Source organism: Sporomusa sp. (assembly GCF_035561255.1).
In the GTDB taxonomy this organism is placed as follows: Bacteria; Bacillota; Negativicutes; order Sporomusales; family Sporomusaceae; genus Sporomusa.
On record NZ_DATMXX010000421.1, the window covers coordinates 1 to 14186 of the forward strand.

Sequence of the window (14186 nt, forward strand, 5' to 3'; positions counted from 1 at the left end):
CCGCCGCATTCAGCAGTACAGTATGAGTAAACGAAAATCGATCCGTGATGTGGCTGCAGCGATTGTTGAGTCAGCCACCCGAAAACGATAATAAGGCACATTTTTCTGCAGGGCAGAGGCTCTAAAAGCCCCTGCCCTGCAAAAAAATGTGCCTTATTATCGTTTGCGGGTAGCTGACTCAACAATCGCTGCAGCCACATCACGGATTGATTTTCGTTTGCTCATACTGTACTGCTGAATGCGACGGTAAGCCTCACTTTCGGTTAGGCTGTACGCATCCATCAGAATACCTTTAGCCCGGTCAAGCACTTTCCGGGTTTCAAGTGAGTTTTTGACTTCCTCCAGCTCCCGCTCTAATTCTGCAAACTCCTGAAACCGCGATAACGCAATTTCCATAGCCGGAAACAGGTTTGCTTCTTTAACAGGCTTAACCAAATAAGCCAATACACCCGAATCCTTAGCTTTTTCCACGATCTCCTTCTGACTGAAAGCAGTTAAGAGGAGCACCGGCGACAGCTTTTCGTTAGAAATGATTTTGGCGGCTGTAATACCATCCATCTCAGGCATCTTGATATCCATAACAACAAGATCAGGGCGGTGCTTGCGAGCTAACTCAACTGCTTTAGCTCCGTCTGCAGCCTCACCAACTACGGTATGACCGGCTTCTTCCAATAGTTCTTTCAGGTCCATCCTGATAATTGACTCATTGTCTGCAATTACTATCCGCAAAGCGTCCATGTTACTCCTCCTTCGCCTCTTTAGCGCCTTCCGTCAGCCGGGGAATGGAAATAAAAGCATGCGTCCCGGCACTGGAAAACAGGCGGAATTTTCCCCCAAGGTCATTTTCTATCAGAGTCCTGACAATTTGGAGGCCCAAACTGTTAGTGTTTTGCAGGCAGAAACCTGTAGGAAGACCTATACCGTTATCATAGATATCGATCTGATAATTGTCCGGTGTTGTCGCAATATCCACACCAATCAGGCCCTCTTTGCGCCCGACAAAGCCGTGCTCAATCGAATTCTGAATCAGCTCGTTGATTACTAGCGCTAAACTACTGGCCTGTTCAGACGGTAATATAACCGTTTGCCCATTGAGCACTGTTTGAATATTAAAATCCGGCTCAAGCATATTTTGAATAACCAAATCCAGAATATTTTTTGTGACTTCAGCCACATCAATAAATTCTCTGTCTTGTTGTGACAAAAACTCATGGACAACTGATATGCTCAAGATCCGGTTGACACTTTCTCTAAGCGCAGCTTTCACTTCCGGCGTTGTGGTGCGTCTGGCCTGCAATCTGAGCAAACTGGCAATCGTTTGCAGATTGTTCTTGACCCGATGGTGTATCTCCTGGATTACGGCTGACTTTACCAGCAGCTCCTTTTCTTTTTTCCTGAGTTCGGTAACATCAGCAATAATAAATACAGTACGCACTACCAGGCCGCCGACAAAGATCGGAATAGCCCGCTGCACCAGGATCATGTTGCCGGCTTCAGCTTCTTTTTCCACCGCTAACCCAGTCGACAAAGCCTGCTGTGCCAGCTTCATATTGACCTGACGGTCAGACACCCGCCGGCCAATAATATGGTTGATACCCAGCACTTTATAGATTCCATCTGCTGCTGAGTTAGCAAATGCAATATGACCGCGTTCATCAATAATAACTATGCCATCCCGGGTTGCCAGCGGCCGGTAAATTTTACGCCCCAGCGGCCCTCCGTCTGCTGCCATCGTTAGCAGCATATATGCTGTTTCCACAAGCATGCCATGACCATTGGCACTGGCCTCCTGGCTGTTGGTCTCAAAGCTTGCCGCAGCAATGATCTTCCCGGCAGGGTCTTTGATTGGGAAAACCCGCATCTCAAGTGCGTCCATACCAAGCGCCCACTCGCGCTGACCGGCTATATTGGCTCCAGAAAGCAATGTTCGCCAGACCAATGGTTCCTCACTTGATTGTACGGTACTCCCCAAAATATTTGTTTTAAAATCAATATAGCTGGTATTGGGTTTAGCTTGCGCGACAATTGCTAAAAAATTTTCATTGCGGGCCGCAGCATACAGGGTAACCTGAGCATGCGCAAGGTCAGCAGCCAGCCCCAGAATACTTGATACTTTATCAATAAATTGAGTTTGGCTTGGAGTTAAGACTGTTATTTTCCGGCAAATATCTGCCGCTACGCCCATAAACTTTTCCTCCGTTCACTAAAACAAAACCTATGCGCTGCTTAATCTTTTATGTATTCAACTGCAACCTTAAAAATTCCTTGTTATCTGGTACCAAATTTACAAAGTTACAATCAACGGTCGTTCTTTACAACTTTGCCAAGGTTATCCCCCTAGTTATCCACAATATCCACAGGGTTATACACAGACCTTATGCTTATTACCCAAAGATATTACGCCACTTTTATTAAATTACCCACACTATCCACAATGTTCTTTTTGAGGTTGTCCACATCACCGGCAGCCCAATTTAAGAGAAGGTACAGCATTCAGGTTAAGGTCGGCAAAATCTCCAGCCAAATACTGATAATGAGCACGGCAGGCAATCATCGCGGCATTATCAGTACAAAGTACCGGCGGCGGATAAAAAACGGCAAGGCCCCGGTTTCCGGCTTGTGTCGTTAATTCGGCTTTCAGGGATGAATTGGCAGCTACCCCACCGGCTAAAACGATTTTAGTAACACCGGCATGTTCTGCTGCCGCTAGTGTTTTCATAACCAGCACATCAACAACAGCGGCCTGAAAGCTGGCAGCCACATCTGGAATACTGACAGCTTCGCCCCGCTGCGCGGCACTGTTTAGATAGTTTAAAACAGCCGACTTAAGCCCACTGAAACTAAAAGCAAATTTATTTTCCCCGTTTTTGCTGGCAAAAGCCCGGGGAAAGGCAATCGCTGCCGGGTTCCCCTGTTTGGCGGCATTATCAATGTAAGGCCCGCCAGGATAAGGAAAGTTCATGACCCGGGCAATTTTATCAAAGGCTTCACCGGCCGCATCATCACGAGTCTGTCCCAAAAGTACAAGCTCATTATAATCTTTAAGGTGAATCAGCGAGGTATGCCCCCCTGATACTACCAGCGCCACAAATGGCGGTTCCAGTTCAGGATGAGCCAGGAAATTGGCAAAAATGTGCCCTTCTAAGTGATTAACACCAATTAGTGGCTTATTCAGAGAAAATGCAAGAGCCTTGGCAGTTGCCACACCGACAAGCAGGGCACCGACCAGACCCGGGCCGTAGGTGACGCCAATCGCATCAACAGCTGCCAGTGTTGTTCCCGCCTCTGCCAACGCCTGGTCAATAACCGGAATAACATTCTCAATGTGTTTGCGTGAGGCGATCTCCGGCACAACACCACCAAATTTTTGGTGTGTCGGTACTTGCGACGAAATAATATTGGCTAAAATAGTACGCCCGTTTGCGACAATAGCAGCTGATGTTTCATCACAGCTTGTTTCTAGTGCCAATGTTAAGCTTTGAGTCATAAAAAAAGACCTCCATCACATGTCTGCTAATTATTACATGGTGCAAATGATGTATTAGAATCTCGAAAGTGAGCCAAATTAGAATCAAGGACAGCAACATAAAGTCCGGGAAAGGAGGTGCGAATATATGGCACGCTCGAATAAACCTGTTAATCCTGGTGCTGAAAATGCCCTGGACCGCATGAAAATGGAAGTAGCTAACGAGTTAGGTATTTCCGAACGCGTTCGTAGCCAAGGTTGGTCTACAATGACTTCTGCCGACTGCGGTCGCGTAGGCGGTCACATGGTTCGTAAAATGATCGAGCAGTATGAATCTACTCTCCAATAGATTGTAAAGCGCAGGGCGGCTATGGCCGCCCTGCTTCTATTTGTCACCTTTATACCTGGTCTTGCATATGTTATCTTACACAATCACCCTGGGGCCACAATCTAGCGTGGCTCCCTTTTTTTTATACCTTGCGGCTTATTATTACTAGCTATTGGGGATTGCTACAGATTATCCAACCACATGATCAATGCGTCTTCGCCTATTTCGGCGTAATAATTGGGACGGATGCCACGCTCGAGGAAACCCCGGCGCGAATATAGCTTCCGGGCCGATGTATTGGACGGACGGACCTCGAGGGTCATACTGACTGCCCCCTGGACTTTAGCAGTAAGAATCATGTTCTCCAATAAGAGTGATCCCAGACCGCGTCCATGATACTCTGGCAAAAGCGCAATGTTTGTCACATGCGCTTCATCTACAACCAGCCAGAAGCCCCCATAGCCCACAATCCGGCGATTATCTGTCACAACCAGATAATGTGCCAGGTCATTGTTGCAGACTTCCTCTTCAAAAGCAGCCCGCGACCAGGGCATAGTAAAGGCCTTATTCTCAACAACGACTACTTCATCAATATCGCTCTTTAGCATGCGGCGTATGGTTAATTCCGACATTTCAGCGACACTCCTGCGACTGCCGACGTTCCCATAGTTCTTCAGCCTCTGAACGTCTGATATATAACGGCTCCAGCGCAGCTACATCATGCCTTATACCCTGAGCATACAACTGCTGGGCCAAAACAGCCACACTACCGGCCCGCGGCATAACAACATGGGGTGGTGCAGGCTGGGCGATCTCGTCTTTGTACATTACCGCTGCCTCACCCAGTAACAGGACAGGCCGTTCTTTAGCGGTAAGTTCAGCGTTGGCCGCAGTAAAGGCCACTACCCGTGGCGGCTCTACCTCTGCCATAACACCCTCGCACCACTCGTATAAGCCAAGGTAGACATTTCCCTTTTGGGCATCAAGCATAGGTGCCAGAAGTACACCCGGCGCCGGACAGGCAAAAGCCATCGCGGCTAGAGTAGGCACGCCGATTAATGGAATATTAAGTGCATAGGCGAGTGCCTTTGCTGTAGCCAACCCGATCCTAAGACCGGTAAACGAACCCGGACCAATACTTACAGCAACTGCTTTAAGACTGTTTTGAGAAACTTCCGCCATCGTGAGCAGACTGGAAATATGGGGCATTAACCGTTCAGAATGAGTTTTTCGTGTCTGAACAGTAAGTTCAGCCACCAGTGTATCTGGCGTGGCAATAGCAACGCTGGACACGAGGGTGGCTGTATCAATAGCAAGAATCGGCAACCTGTTTCAACTCCTCGCAAAGCTCTACATACCGCGTCCCCTCAGCCGTAAGGCAAAGTATCCGTTCACTAGGGCACTCACCTGTCTTCATTGTCAGCCAGAGACGTTCTGTTGGTAAAAATTCCGGGAATTTGTCCGGCCATTCAATAATTGCAATGCCGCCAGCCCCAAGATAATGATCAAAACCAATATCAGCAAGCTCGGCCGGATGTTCCAACCGGTAAAGGTCAAAATGATATATTGACAGCTCCTGACCGCTGCCGGCCACGCCCTCATATACATTGAGTACGGTAAAGGTCGGACTGGAAACGCCCTCAGTCACCTTAAGTCCGGCAGCAATCCCCTGACTTAACAGTGTTTTACCGGCGCCCAAGTCACCGGCCAGGCACAAAATATCACCTGATTTCAACAACTTAGCCACATTCTCCCCAAATGTGTAGGTTTCATCAGGCGAATTAGTCTTAATAACGAACATTAGTATTACTCCTCCTGGCGGAAATGGTTAAACCCTCTGGGTTCTAGTTTTTTCACTTGACCGGTTTCATCTACAAGTGTCACACCCTCGCTGGCGTCAACGACCTCGCCAACCCTTATCACCCGCAGTTCAGGATGTTCGGCCTGCAGCGTTTCATACTTGCCTTGTTCCATCGTAAACACTAACTGGAAATCCTCACCACCGAAAAGTGCATAGTCAATCGCTTGTTTATTAAACTTAGCAGCAGCTCCTGCCAATTCAGGTGCAAGCGGGATTTTATCAGAGTACAGTTTAATGCCTACTTGGCTGGCTTTAGCTATTTCATGGGCTTCACTCGCAAGCCCGTCACTGACATCATCCATACTGGTCGCACCGAGGGCTGCCAGTAATTGGCCGGTTTTGACCTGCGGTCTGGGAGTCAGATGAGCTGTGACCAGTGGCCAGGCAAAAGCATCATCCTCCCATTCGCCGGCTTGTAAAAGATCTAACCCTGCTGCCGAACTTCCCAGATTACCGGTGACAGCCACAACATCACCAGGCCGGGCACCTGAACGGAGAACCACATTGGCCGGTTCAACCTCGCCTGTTACAGTCACATTAATCACCAAGCCCTGCGGACTGGAAACAGTATCGCCGCCAACAATGTTGACGCCAAACTCACGGCATATCTCTTTCATACCTTTATACAGATTAACAACAAAGTCAACCGGGATAGACCGGGGCAGAGCCACCGACACTACCGCGTGACGGGGTGCCCCTCCCATAGCGGCAATATCACTCAGGTTAACAGCCACAGCTTTGTACCCAAGTTGCCAGGGGGTTGTTGTCGTCAAATCAAAGTGTATCGCTTCAACCAGCATATCAGCTGTTAGCAACTGCAACTGACGAGGGGTAGGTAAAACCACCGCAGCATCATCGCCAATGCCAACTACCACACTGCTATGATCATTGATTGTATCTTGTTTGATTAAATCAATCAGACCAAATTCGCCCAAATTGCTAAGATCATTCATGAGAAACACCACCTTTAGGGTTGTGTAATGTTTCTAAATTACTTTCTCTTTTATGCAAACATTTCCTGCAAGGGTAGTATACCACAAAGCAAAAAAAAGTTGTATGAAACAAAGGAATTCTTGTTATAATAGCAAATTTATTCCATAGATAACGGACACAACAACATCAGGAGGCCTCTTATATGGATAACCTGCGTTTAAAAATATCCAACATTGACAGAGTCGGCCTTGTCCTTGATATTTCAAATGTGCTTGCTTCCAGAAAAATCAATATCATCTCCATGGAGCTTGAGATTAATATGATTTATATAGAGATTGAGCCACTTGATGATCTCAGCAAACACTATCTTATCCGTGAATTAAGTGCGATTGCCATGGTTACTGCTGTAAACGAGATTAACCTCATGCCGCATCAGGAACGAACTGAACAGCTTAATGCCGTACTAACCGCTGTCAGTGACGGTATCATCGGGATTGATCTTGAAGGCCGCATTACTCAGTACAATCCAGCTGCCGAAAAAATTGTCCGGTTACCCGCAAGCGAGGTTATCAGGCAGCCATTTGCTGCTATATTTCCTGCCAACAGCCCGCTATTGGAGACATTGCAATACGGGACCCGCTATAATAATCGTGAGATTGTTCTGGAAAAAACCAAAAGCCATTATTTATCAAGCGGGCGTCCTATCATTGATAAGAATGGCCGCATCATTGGGGCAGTGGCCATTATCAAAGACATCAGCGCCGTCCGGGAACTGGTATTCACTGTTACAAGTCAATTAAAGATAACCTTTGATGAGATTCTATATACCAGTCAGTCAATGCAACGGGTAATCACCCTGGCCAAGTCTATTGCCAGAGGGGAGTCAACCGTACTCATCAGGGGCGAGACCGGTACAGGCAAGGAACTTATTGCCAGGGCTTTACATGCCGCCTCCCCCCGCAATAAAAAAACATTTGTGCCACTGAACTGCGCCGCTATCCCTGATGCCCTCCTGGAAAGTGAGCTATTTGGTTATGAAGACGGCGCCTTTACCGGTGCTGCCAAAGGCGGCAAACCTGGCTTATTTGAGTTTGCCAACAGCGGTACCATTTTTTTGGACGAGATTGGAGAAATCCCATCACACCTGCAGGCTAAACTGCTGCGTGTGCTGCAGGAGGGAAAAGTCAGGCGTATCGGCAGCAGCAGGGAAATTCCTGTTGATGTACGCGTCCTGGCAGCTACCAACCGCAATCTGGAAAGCATGATTACTAAGGGTAGTTTCCGGGAAGACCTGTACTACCGGCTTAATGTAATTCCGTTATTTATCCCGCCACTCCGAGACCGGAAAGACGATATTCCGCTTCTGATTCAATTTTTTCTCAAACGCTGTGCTGTCAGCCTTCATAAAGAGACCGATACCATCAGCCAGGCAGCGCTGGCAAAGCTTACCGGCTACCATTGGCCTGGTAATATCCGCGAACTGGAGAATGTTATCGAACGTGCTGTCACAATTGTCATCGGCAATATTATCCAGGCTGAGCATATTATCTTTGATCATGATTATACACCAACGATGCCGGCCATCCCTCAGGCTTGCAACCGGACACTTGAGGAGATTATTAACGAAGTTGAACATGATGTGCTTGTTAAGGCGATGGCTAAACACACTACTTCCCGTCAGCTGGGGGCTGTTTTAGGTCTATCCCATACAGCCGTACTCAAAAAGCTGCACAAATACGGGCTGTCATTAAAACGGAGCTGAAATTAAAAAGCAGCAGTTCTTCACACTGAAGAACCGCTGCTTGCTTATTACTTTTTAATAATCTTTTCTGACCGGCTTAGCGGCTCACTGGTATCCATATGGCCTGATATTGTGTCAATCTTTTTGCCGTCAACCAGAATCTGTACCTTGTGAATATCGGGAAACTGGGTAAGCGTATTGACAATAGCGCCTACCAGCAACGTTTCACTGGTCGAACCGCCCACATTCTTTTTAATCAATTTATCGTCAAAGTCCACATAGGCAATATGGTCCTTAACTGTCAGATTCTTCACTTTAGCACCAGCAGGCATAACACTGACAAGCGCCGGGTTTTGTGTTCCGGCCTGGAGAAGCTCGATAGCAGTACGGGCCGGTTGGCTGTTGACAGGCACTTTATGAGTTTCAGGCACAAGAAACATAGCATCCTTAGTCGCATGATAAACAACAAGCTGCATAGTCCGTTCCGGATTGGAAGCCGTATTGGGCTGCTGCGATTGTTCTGTTGCTTTCTCTGGTGCCCCGGGTGCTGTCGGATTAACAGGCGCCGCACCGTCACACCCTGCAATCAAAAACGCTAAAGTCAGCAAGAAGGCCATTATAAGCAATCTCAAGTTTTTTTTCATAGTACCCACCTCTTTAGTTTAGCTTGGCAGCCTGGTCAAAAAACCGTTCCAGCCCCCGTACTATTCCTAGAGACATTTTCTGCTGAAAATCGGGTGAACCCAGGAGTTTTTCCTCATCCGGATTAGAAATAAACGCCATTTCAATCAGCGCCGCCGGCATCCGGGTCCGCTTAATTACATAGAAGTTGGCCGGATTAGTCCGACGATCCTGCAGTTTTCCCGCCTCAACCAGACTTGTTTGCAAGGCTTGTGCCAACATAGCATCATACTGTGTTTTCTGATAATAGTACGTAGACGTGCCGCCTACAGACCGGTCTGTAAAGGCATTCATATGAATGCTCAGAAATACGTCAGCTTTACGACTATTGGCCGCTGTCGAACGCGCTTTAAGCTCCTCAACAGCTGATGCGTTAGGGCCGAAAACATCACGGTCATCCTGACGCGTCATAACCACCTTGGCCCCCGCTTTCTCCAACAGCGTCCGTACCCGCTGGGCGATAGCCAGGGTTGCCGTCTTTTCCATATACTGACTGGGACCAATAGCCCCTGGATCACTGCCGCCATGGCCGGGGTCAATGGCAATTACCTTGTCCTTTAAACCGGTTGTAAAAGAAAAATCCGGCAATGGCACAGGCTTATTTACATCAACAACAACCCGGAAAGGCTTGTTAGCCTTGGCGTCGCTGGGCAGGGTAAATACCCGGTAGTCGGTATCCTCAACCATAATTGGCAGGTCAAAAATTACTTTAGTATCCTGACCACTGGCCGCAAAACTTACCTTCTCGATAACTTTTCCGTCAAAGGTAAGATCTTTAATCGCTTTGCCCGGTGTTGTCCCTTTTATAGTCACACTAAGACGCGGCGTTGGCCCGGAAATAACAACTCCACTCGCTTCAACAGGGCCGGATACATCCATTACCATCCTCATCATCGCAGAACCTGTAAGGGCTTCGGTATGGTTAGCCCACCGAACCTGACTAAGCTCCGGCTGACGACTAATTCCGCGAGTTTCGATTGTTTTACCGGAAGTTACTTTCGGCAAACTAATAACAGGCTTAGCTTCCGGAGCAGTGTCCGGAGCGGCATATACACCTGTCCAGGAAACCAGAAACAGGACAAGCAGAAACATCAACGCTATCTTTCGCAATCAAGGCACCTCCAAACCGCGAAGTGTCTTGTTAATATTCGTGCTATTTGTCAAAACTCCTGCAGGACTTAAGTCTTATTTTCTAAAAAAATACAATATATGCCCTGAACCTGTAAAGTATTCGTGCTGCCGGTTATTTATTGTTGTCCTGCTGTCGAATAATCTGCTCAAATAGTGCCTCAGCCTCAGCCCGGGCCTGTTTTGTGGCCTCAACATCCACAGTTACCTGTATCGAGAGAATATCGCCTTCTTTCGTTTCCGGCAACAGCTCCCGGGGCCAGTTGACGCCAGTCTCGCTGGCACCGACTAATAACACGGCTTTGCTTCCCTCAAACCGGTCAATAACGGCTTTTATTTCCATAACAGTTTATCGCTCCTTTGTAATAGAATATGTTTTCCCATCACTCGTAACAGTCAGGGTCCCGTCAGTGTCAGTACGGTATACCTTCATTTTTTTATCATTGTATTTTTTTAAGGTTATTGGATGCGGATGGTGATACTCATTGTCGGCCCCCAGCGAGATGAGTGCCGCCTCAGGGCTCACCGCCTGCAGAAAAGGTAGCGACGAGGATGTTTTACTGCCATGATGACCGCTTTTCAGCAATGTGCTCTTAAGGCTGGCCGCACCCTTTTTCAGCATCCGCTCTTCAGACTCTTTTTCAGCATCGCCGGTCATCAGCATTGAAAAATTGCCATATACCAGCTTAGCCACAATCGAGTTGTTGTTGAGATCAGGTTCCGAGCCGCCAATGAACGGCTGCTCCGGTGCCAGAACGCTCAGTACTGCTTCATTGCCTAATTCGATCGTTGTCCCGGCAGTAACCACAGTAAAAGGAATCTTCTTTTTATTGATTTGTGTCAGATATTGTTTGTATAGGTTTGAGGTTGTTCTTTGTCCACTGTCATAGACCTGCCTGACGGTAAAGTTTGCAAATACGGCAGCTGCACCGCCGATATGGTCGGCATGCGGGTGGGTAATAATAAGTTTATCCACAGTAGTAATTCCCTGACTTTTCAGCATACTGACCAGCTTGTCCCTGGCCGGAACATCACCGGTATCAATAAGCACCACCTGCTCATTGGTGCGAATAAGGATGGCATCTCCCTGGCCGACATCAAGCACCTTAACAGTGAGCGGTGCGCCGCTGACAACAGCCGGTAGCTTGCCACCTGGCTGGGAGGTTATTCCTGCGCTGCCGCAACCAGTCGCAAAGATAACTGAAAACAAGGTCACAGCAATGACAAGCCATGACCACTTGCGTGTTAGTTTCATTAAATTCTCTCCTCATATGTAAATCCTGGCAACTCTATGTATCGCAGCTTTTTACAGCCCGCTAAACTAAAAATAGGCAGTTTCCCGCCTACACCTAGCCCTACAACTGAACCAAGCCAATACTAATCCGTATCGCCTCGTCCACCCTATTCATAATTTCTTCGCTTAAATGCGTTACCTTTTCCCTAAGACGCCGCTTATCAATAGTCCGGAGCTGCTCCAGCAACACAACCGAATCTTTTTCAAGATTATACTGACTGGCGTTTACTTCAACATGTGTGGGCAGTTTAGCCTTGGAAATCTGCGACGTAATCGCCGCCACAATAACCGTTGGGCTATACTTGTTCCCGACATCATTTTGAATGACCAGAACCGGCCGGTGGCCCCCCTGTTCTGATCCGACCACAGGACTCAAATTAGCATAATAAATATCTCCGCGCTTGACAATCATCGCTATTCACGCTCCGCCAGCAGGCCAGGCATCAGTTCAAATGTGTCAATATCAGCCAATAAGCCTTCCTCGGCTAATGCCAGATTAATGACTGCCATTTCCTGATAACCTTTTTTCATCATATCCCGTACAGCTTTTCTCTTGCGTTCTTCTATATAAAGACGCATGGCTTCTCTGACAAACTGACTTCTGCTCAATTTGTCCATAGCTATTATGCCGTCTACTTCCTGTAACAATGCATTAGGAATACTTATCATGATTCGCCGTAACTCTGCCACACCTTCACCCCCGCCAGTATGGAGCATATTAAAAGATATTATTATTATATAAGCAGTTATATACCACTGTCAACTTTTTTATATACTTTAATAGCCTTTTATGCCGTACAATGCTGCCGGCACAGCTTTAATCAGATCTGTCGCTGCCATCCCGACCATACCGGCTGCTGCTGCAACATCACCAGCCAAGCCGTGAACATACACGCCTGCTACTGCTGCATCATGGCTGGAAAGCCCTTGGGCAATCAGGCCTGCAATGATGCCTGTAAGGGCGTCACCGGTTCCACCTGTGGCCATCCCTGCATTACCACTAGTATTAATATATACTTCTCCATCCGGAAAAGCAACAACTGTGCGGGCCCCTTTGAGCACAACAATGCTGCCCCATTCACCTGCAGCCTGCCGGGCCACCCTCACCCGGTCTGCGTTTACAGCCTCGATAGAGAGACCGGTTAGCCGCGCCATCTCACCGGGGTGTGGCGTTAATACCGGTAATGCGCTACAGTCAACTAGAATATCTGTATAGCCTACCAGCGCATTTAGCGCATCTGCATCAATGACCAGCGGGCATTCGGCAGCAGCAACAACTGCGCGGACCGCAGCCAATGTCTCCTCCTGGCCGCCAAGCCCGGGCCCAATTGCCAATACATCATTGCCTGACGCCAGCTCGATAATCTCCGGCACAGCCCCCTGGCCAATAGTGCCTGCCAGGGTTTCAACAAGCGGTTTTGTCATGATCTCGGTCAGTTTAACTGCTAATATATCCTGCAGGCTTGCCGGGGCAGCCAGCGTAATCAAGCCTGCTCCGACGCGGAGCGCGCCCTCGGCAGCCATAGCCGCAGCCCCGCTCAAACCACGCGAACCGGCCACAACAGCCAGCCGGCCGCTCATGCCTTTATGGGCTGCCGGGCTGCGCCTTGGTAATATTTTACCGATCATATCTGCCATTATGATATTTTGCTTAATATCCTGCCCGGCCACAATGGCCGTCGGTATCCCAATATCTGCCACGGTGAGCTCACCCGCGTACTCAGCACCCGGATACAAAAACAACCCCGGTTTTGGCAGACCCAACGTCACTGTATGGGTTGCACGTACAGCCTTGCCGTAAATCCGTCCGGTATCCGCATCCACACCGGACGGGATATCTACTGCAACCACCAGTTTGCCGGCAGCATTAATAATATCAATAAGCTGAGCCATGTCACCACTAATTTCGCCGCGGAAACCAGTACCTAAGAGTGCATCCACCAGGCAGTCGGCAAAGGTAGCTGTAACCTTTACCTTGTCCCACACCCGCTCATTATTAATCTCAATAATATCAATACCCATGAGCTCAATAATGTCAAGATTAACCCTGGCATCACCGCTCACAGCTTCTTTTTCGCCAAGTAAAAAGACCTTAACCTTGCCCCCCTGGTTGGCAATATGTCTGGCAATCACATAACCATCACCACCATTATTGCCTTTGCCGGCTAGAATACAGAATTTCTGCTCAGACAGCGGTTCCATGATTGTCTCCAGATGGCGTACTACCGCCACCCCGGCATTCTCCATCAATACCGCACCGGGGATACCATAATCATTAATTGCAATCCCGTCAATCCCACGCATTTCACTAGCTGTTGCTGCTTTCATCACTTTCCGCCTCCCTCTAAAACGGCCTGAGCTGCCGCATATTCCCGCGCATGCGTCAGAGAAATATGGATAGCTGTGACACCAAGCTCCCCTGCCTGCACAGCAAAACTGCCGTGCAGGGCAATGCTTGGTTTGCCCCTGCCGTCGATTACAACCTCAATATCTTTGATCTGTCCGCCTGCAAAACCGCTGCCAAACGCCTTGGACACTGCCTCCTTTGCCGCAAAGCGTGCAGCAAATGAAGCTGCCTGCTGGACACCCCGGCTGCGGCAATAGGCTGTTTCACTAACCGTAAACACCCGCAGTATAAACGCCTCCCGCTCAACAGCCGCTTTAATCCTGTTTATCTCAACAATGTCAATACCAATGCCAATAATCACTATTTCACCTTCCATAAATTTACAGATATAACTCCAAGGTTAATTA

Annotated in this window: 17 protein-coding genes; 2 read left to right on the forward strand and 15 right to left on the reverse strand. The window is 48.2% G+C overall.

All coding sequences use genetic code 11. The features are described from left to right. Positions 1 to 156 precede the first annotated feature (156 nt). From VN379_RS24485 to tsaD, 3 genes are all read right to left on the reverse strand, one after another. Positions 157 to 738: an ANTAR domain-containing response regulator gene (locus VN379_RS24485; RefSeq protein WP_144349208.1), complete on the reverse strand. Its 582-nt coding sequence runs from the start codon at positions 736 to 738 to the stop codon at positions 157 to 159. 1 nt (position 739) lies between these two features. Beyond that, positions 740 to 2185, reverse strand: coding sequence for a histidine kinase N-terminal domain-containing protein (locus VN379_RS24490; RefSeq protein WP_325538753.1), 1446 nt, complete (start codon positions 2183 to 2185; stop codon positions 740 to 742). A gap of 273 nt (positions 2186 to 2458) precedes the next feature. Continuing rightward, complete coding sequence (gene tsaD / locus VN379_RS24495) at positions 2459 to 3487, reverse strand: tRNA (adenosine(37)-N6)-threonylcarbamoyltransferase complex transferase subunit TsaD (RefSeq protein ID WP_325538754.1); 1029 nt, start codon at positions 3485 to 3487, stop codon at positions 2459 to 2461. Between the two features lie 127 nt (positions 3488 to 3614). Here tsaD and VN379_RS24500 point away from each other — a divergent pair, with 127 nt between their 5' ends. After that, a complete protein-coding gene (locus VN379_RS24500; protein WP_075754166.1) occupies positions 3615 to 3815 on the forward strand; it encodes an alpha/beta-type small acid-soluble spore protein in 201 nt (66 codons plus the stop codon). 161 nt (positions 3816 to 3976) lie between these two features. On the opposite strand, the gene rimI is transcribed toward VN379_RS24500, so the two are convergent. Genes rimI through thiL form a run of 4 tightly spaced genes read right to left on the reverse strand, consistent with a single transcriptional unit; the run spans position 3977 to position 6608 of the window. Then, the gene (gene rimI, locus VN379_RS24505; RefSeq protein WP_325538755.1) at positions 3977 to 4426 is read right to left on the reverse strand and encodes a ribosomal protein S18-alanine N-acetyltransferase; all 450 of its coding nucleotides are present in this window, start codon (positions 4424 to 4426) and stop codon (positions 3977 to 3979) included. 1 nt (position 4427) lies between these two features. Further along, positions 4428 to 5120: a tRNA (adenosine(37)-N6)-threonylcarbamoyltransferase complex dimerization subunit type 1 TsaB gene (tsaB, locus tag VN379_RS24510; protein WP_325538756.1), complete on the reverse strand. Its 693-nt coding sequence runs from the start codon at positions 5118 to 5120 to the stop codon at positions 4428 to 4430. Then, positions 5101 to 5595 carry a tRNA (adenosine(37)-N6)-threonylcarbamoyltransferase complex ATPase subunit type 1 TsaE gene (tsaE, locus tag VN379_RS24515; protein ID WP_325538757.1) on the reverse strand — a complete coding sequence of 165 codons (495 nt, stop codon included), beginning with the start codon at positions 5593 to 5595 and terminating at the stop codon, positions 5101 to 5103. The genes tsaB and tsaE overlap by 20 nt, the downstream gene beginning before the upstream one ends. Positions 5596 to 5600: 5 nt before the next feature. Further along, positions 5601 to 6608, reverse strand: a complete 1008-nt coding sequence (gene thiL, locus VN379_RS24520; protein ID WP_325538758.1) for a thiamine-phosphate kinase — start codon at positions 6606 to 6608, stop codon at positions 5601 to 5603. Positions 6609 to 6790: 182 nt separating this feature from the next. On the opposite strand from thiL, the gene VN379_RS24525 reads away from it, so the two are divergent. Further along, on the forward strand, positions 6791 to 8350 hold the full coding sequence (locus VN379_RS24525; protein ID WP_325538759.1) for a sigma 54-interacting transcriptional regulator: 1560 nt from the start codon (positions 6791 to 6793) through the stop codon (positions 8348 to 8350). 47 nt (positions 8351 to 8397) lie between these two features. On the opposite strand, the gene VN379_RS24530 is transcribed toward VN379_RS24525, so the two are convergent. The 8 genes from VN379_RS24530 to VN379_RS24565 all read right to left on the reverse strand — a co-directional run bounded on the left by VN379_RS24530 (position 8398) and on the right by VN379_RS24565 (position 14140). Continuing rightward, the gene (locus VN379_RS24530; protein WP_325538760.1) at positions 8398 to 8973 is read right to left on the reverse strand and encodes a GerMN domain-containing protein; all 576 of its coding nucleotides are present in this window, start codon (positions 8971 to 8973) and stop codon (positions 8398 to 8400) included. Positions 8974 to 8986: 13 nt separating this feature from the next. Then, entirely contained in the window at positions 8987 to 10120 is a 1134-nt protein-coding gene (locus VN379_RS24535) for an N-acetylmuramoyl-L-alanine amidase (RefSeq protein ID WP_325538761.1), read from the reverse strand. Between the two features lie 133 nt (positions 10121 to 10253). Then, positions 10254 to 10481: a DUF3006 domain-containing protein gene (locus VN379_RS24540; RefSeq protein WP_325538762.1), complete on the reverse strand. Its 228-nt coding sequence runs from the start codon at positions 10479 to 10481 to the stop codon at positions 10254 to 10256. 6 nt (positions 10482 to 10487) lie between these two features. Then, positions 10488 to 11393, reverse strand: coding sequence for a ComEC/Rec2 family competence protein (locus VN379_RS24545; protein ID WP_325538763.1), 906 nt, complete (start codon positions 11391 to 11393; stop codon positions 10488 to 10490). 100 nt (positions 11394 to 11493) lie between these two features. Continuing rightward, entirely contained in the window at positions 11494 to 11844 is a 351-nt protein-coding gene (locus VN379_RS24550; protein WP_084578226.1) for a type II toxin-antitoxin system PemK/MazF family toxin, read from the reverse strand. A 2-nt stretch (positions 11845 to 11846) separates the two neighbouring features. Next, complete coding sequence (locus VN379_RS24555; RefSeq protein ID WP_325522140.1) at positions 11847 to 12122, reverse strand: CopG family ribbon-helix-helix protein; 276 nt, start codon at positions 12120 to 12122, stop codon at positions 11847 to 11849. Between the two features lie 87 nt (positions 12123 to 12209). Further along, complete coding sequence (locus VN379_RS24560; RefSeq protein WP_325538764.1) at positions 12210 to 13760, reverse strand: NAD(P)H-hydrate dehydratase; 1551 nt, start codon at positions 13758 to 13760, stop codon at positions 12210 to 12212. After that, complete coding sequence (locus VN379_RS24565; RefSeq protein ID WP_325538765.1) at positions 13760 to 14140, reverse strand: holo-ACP synthase; 381 nt, start codon at positions 14138 to 14140, stop codon at positions 13760 to 13762. Before VN379_RS24565 ends, VN379_RS24560 begins: the two co-directional genes overlap by 1 nt. Positions 14141 to 14186: the final 46 nt, after the last annotated feature.

Coding starts and splice junctions, on each gene's coding strand:
- VN379_RS24485 (WP_144349208.1), bottom strand. CDS start 738: ATGGACGCTTTGCGGATAGTAATTGCAGACAATGAGTCAATTATCAGG.
- VN379_RS24490 (WP_325538753.1), bottom strand. CDS start 2,185: ATGGGCGTAGCGGCAGATATTTGCCGGAAAATAACAGTCTTAACTCCA.
- tsaD (WP_325538754.1), bottom strand. CDS start 3,487: ATGACTCAAAGCTTAACATTGGCACTAGAAACAAGCTGTGATGAAACA.
- VN379_RS24500 (WP_075754166.1), top strand. CDS start 3,615: ATGGCACGCTCGAATAAACCTGTTAATCCTGGTGCTGAAAATGCCCTG.
- rimI (WP_325538755.1), bottom strand. CDS start 4,426: ATGTCGGAATTAACCATACGCCGCATGCTAAAGAGCGATATTGATGAA.
- tsaE (WP_325538757.1), bottom strand. CDS start 5,595: ATGTTCGTTATTAAGACTAATTCGCCTGATGAAACCTACACATTTGGG.
- thiL (WP_325538758.1), bottom strand. CDS start 6,608: ATGAATGATCTTAGCAATTTGGGCGAATTTGGTCTGATTGATTTAATC.
- VN379_RS24525 (WP_325538759.1), top strand. CDS start 6,791: ATGGATAACCTGCGTTTAAAAATATCCAACATTGACAGAGTCGGCCTT.
- VN379_RS24530 (WP_325538760.1), bottom strand. CDS start 8,973: ATGAAAAAAAACTTGAGATTGCTTATAATGGCCTTCTTGCTGACTTTA.
- VN379_RS24540 (WP_325538762.1), bottom strand. CDS start 10,481: ATGGAAATAAAAGCCGTTATTGACCGGTTTGAGGGAAGCAAAGCCGTG.
- VN379_RS24545 (WP_325538763.1), bottom strand. CDS start 11,393: ATGAAACTAACACGCAAGTGGTCATGGCTTGTCATTGCTGTGACCTTG.
- VN379_RS24550 (WP_084578226.1), bottom strand. CDS start 11,844: ATGATTGTCAAGCGCGGAGATATTTATTATGCTAATTTGAGTCCTGTG.
- VN379_RS24560 (WP_325538764.1), bottom strand. CDS start 13,760: ATGAAAGCAGCAACAGCTAGTGAAATGCGTGGGATTGACGGGATTGCA.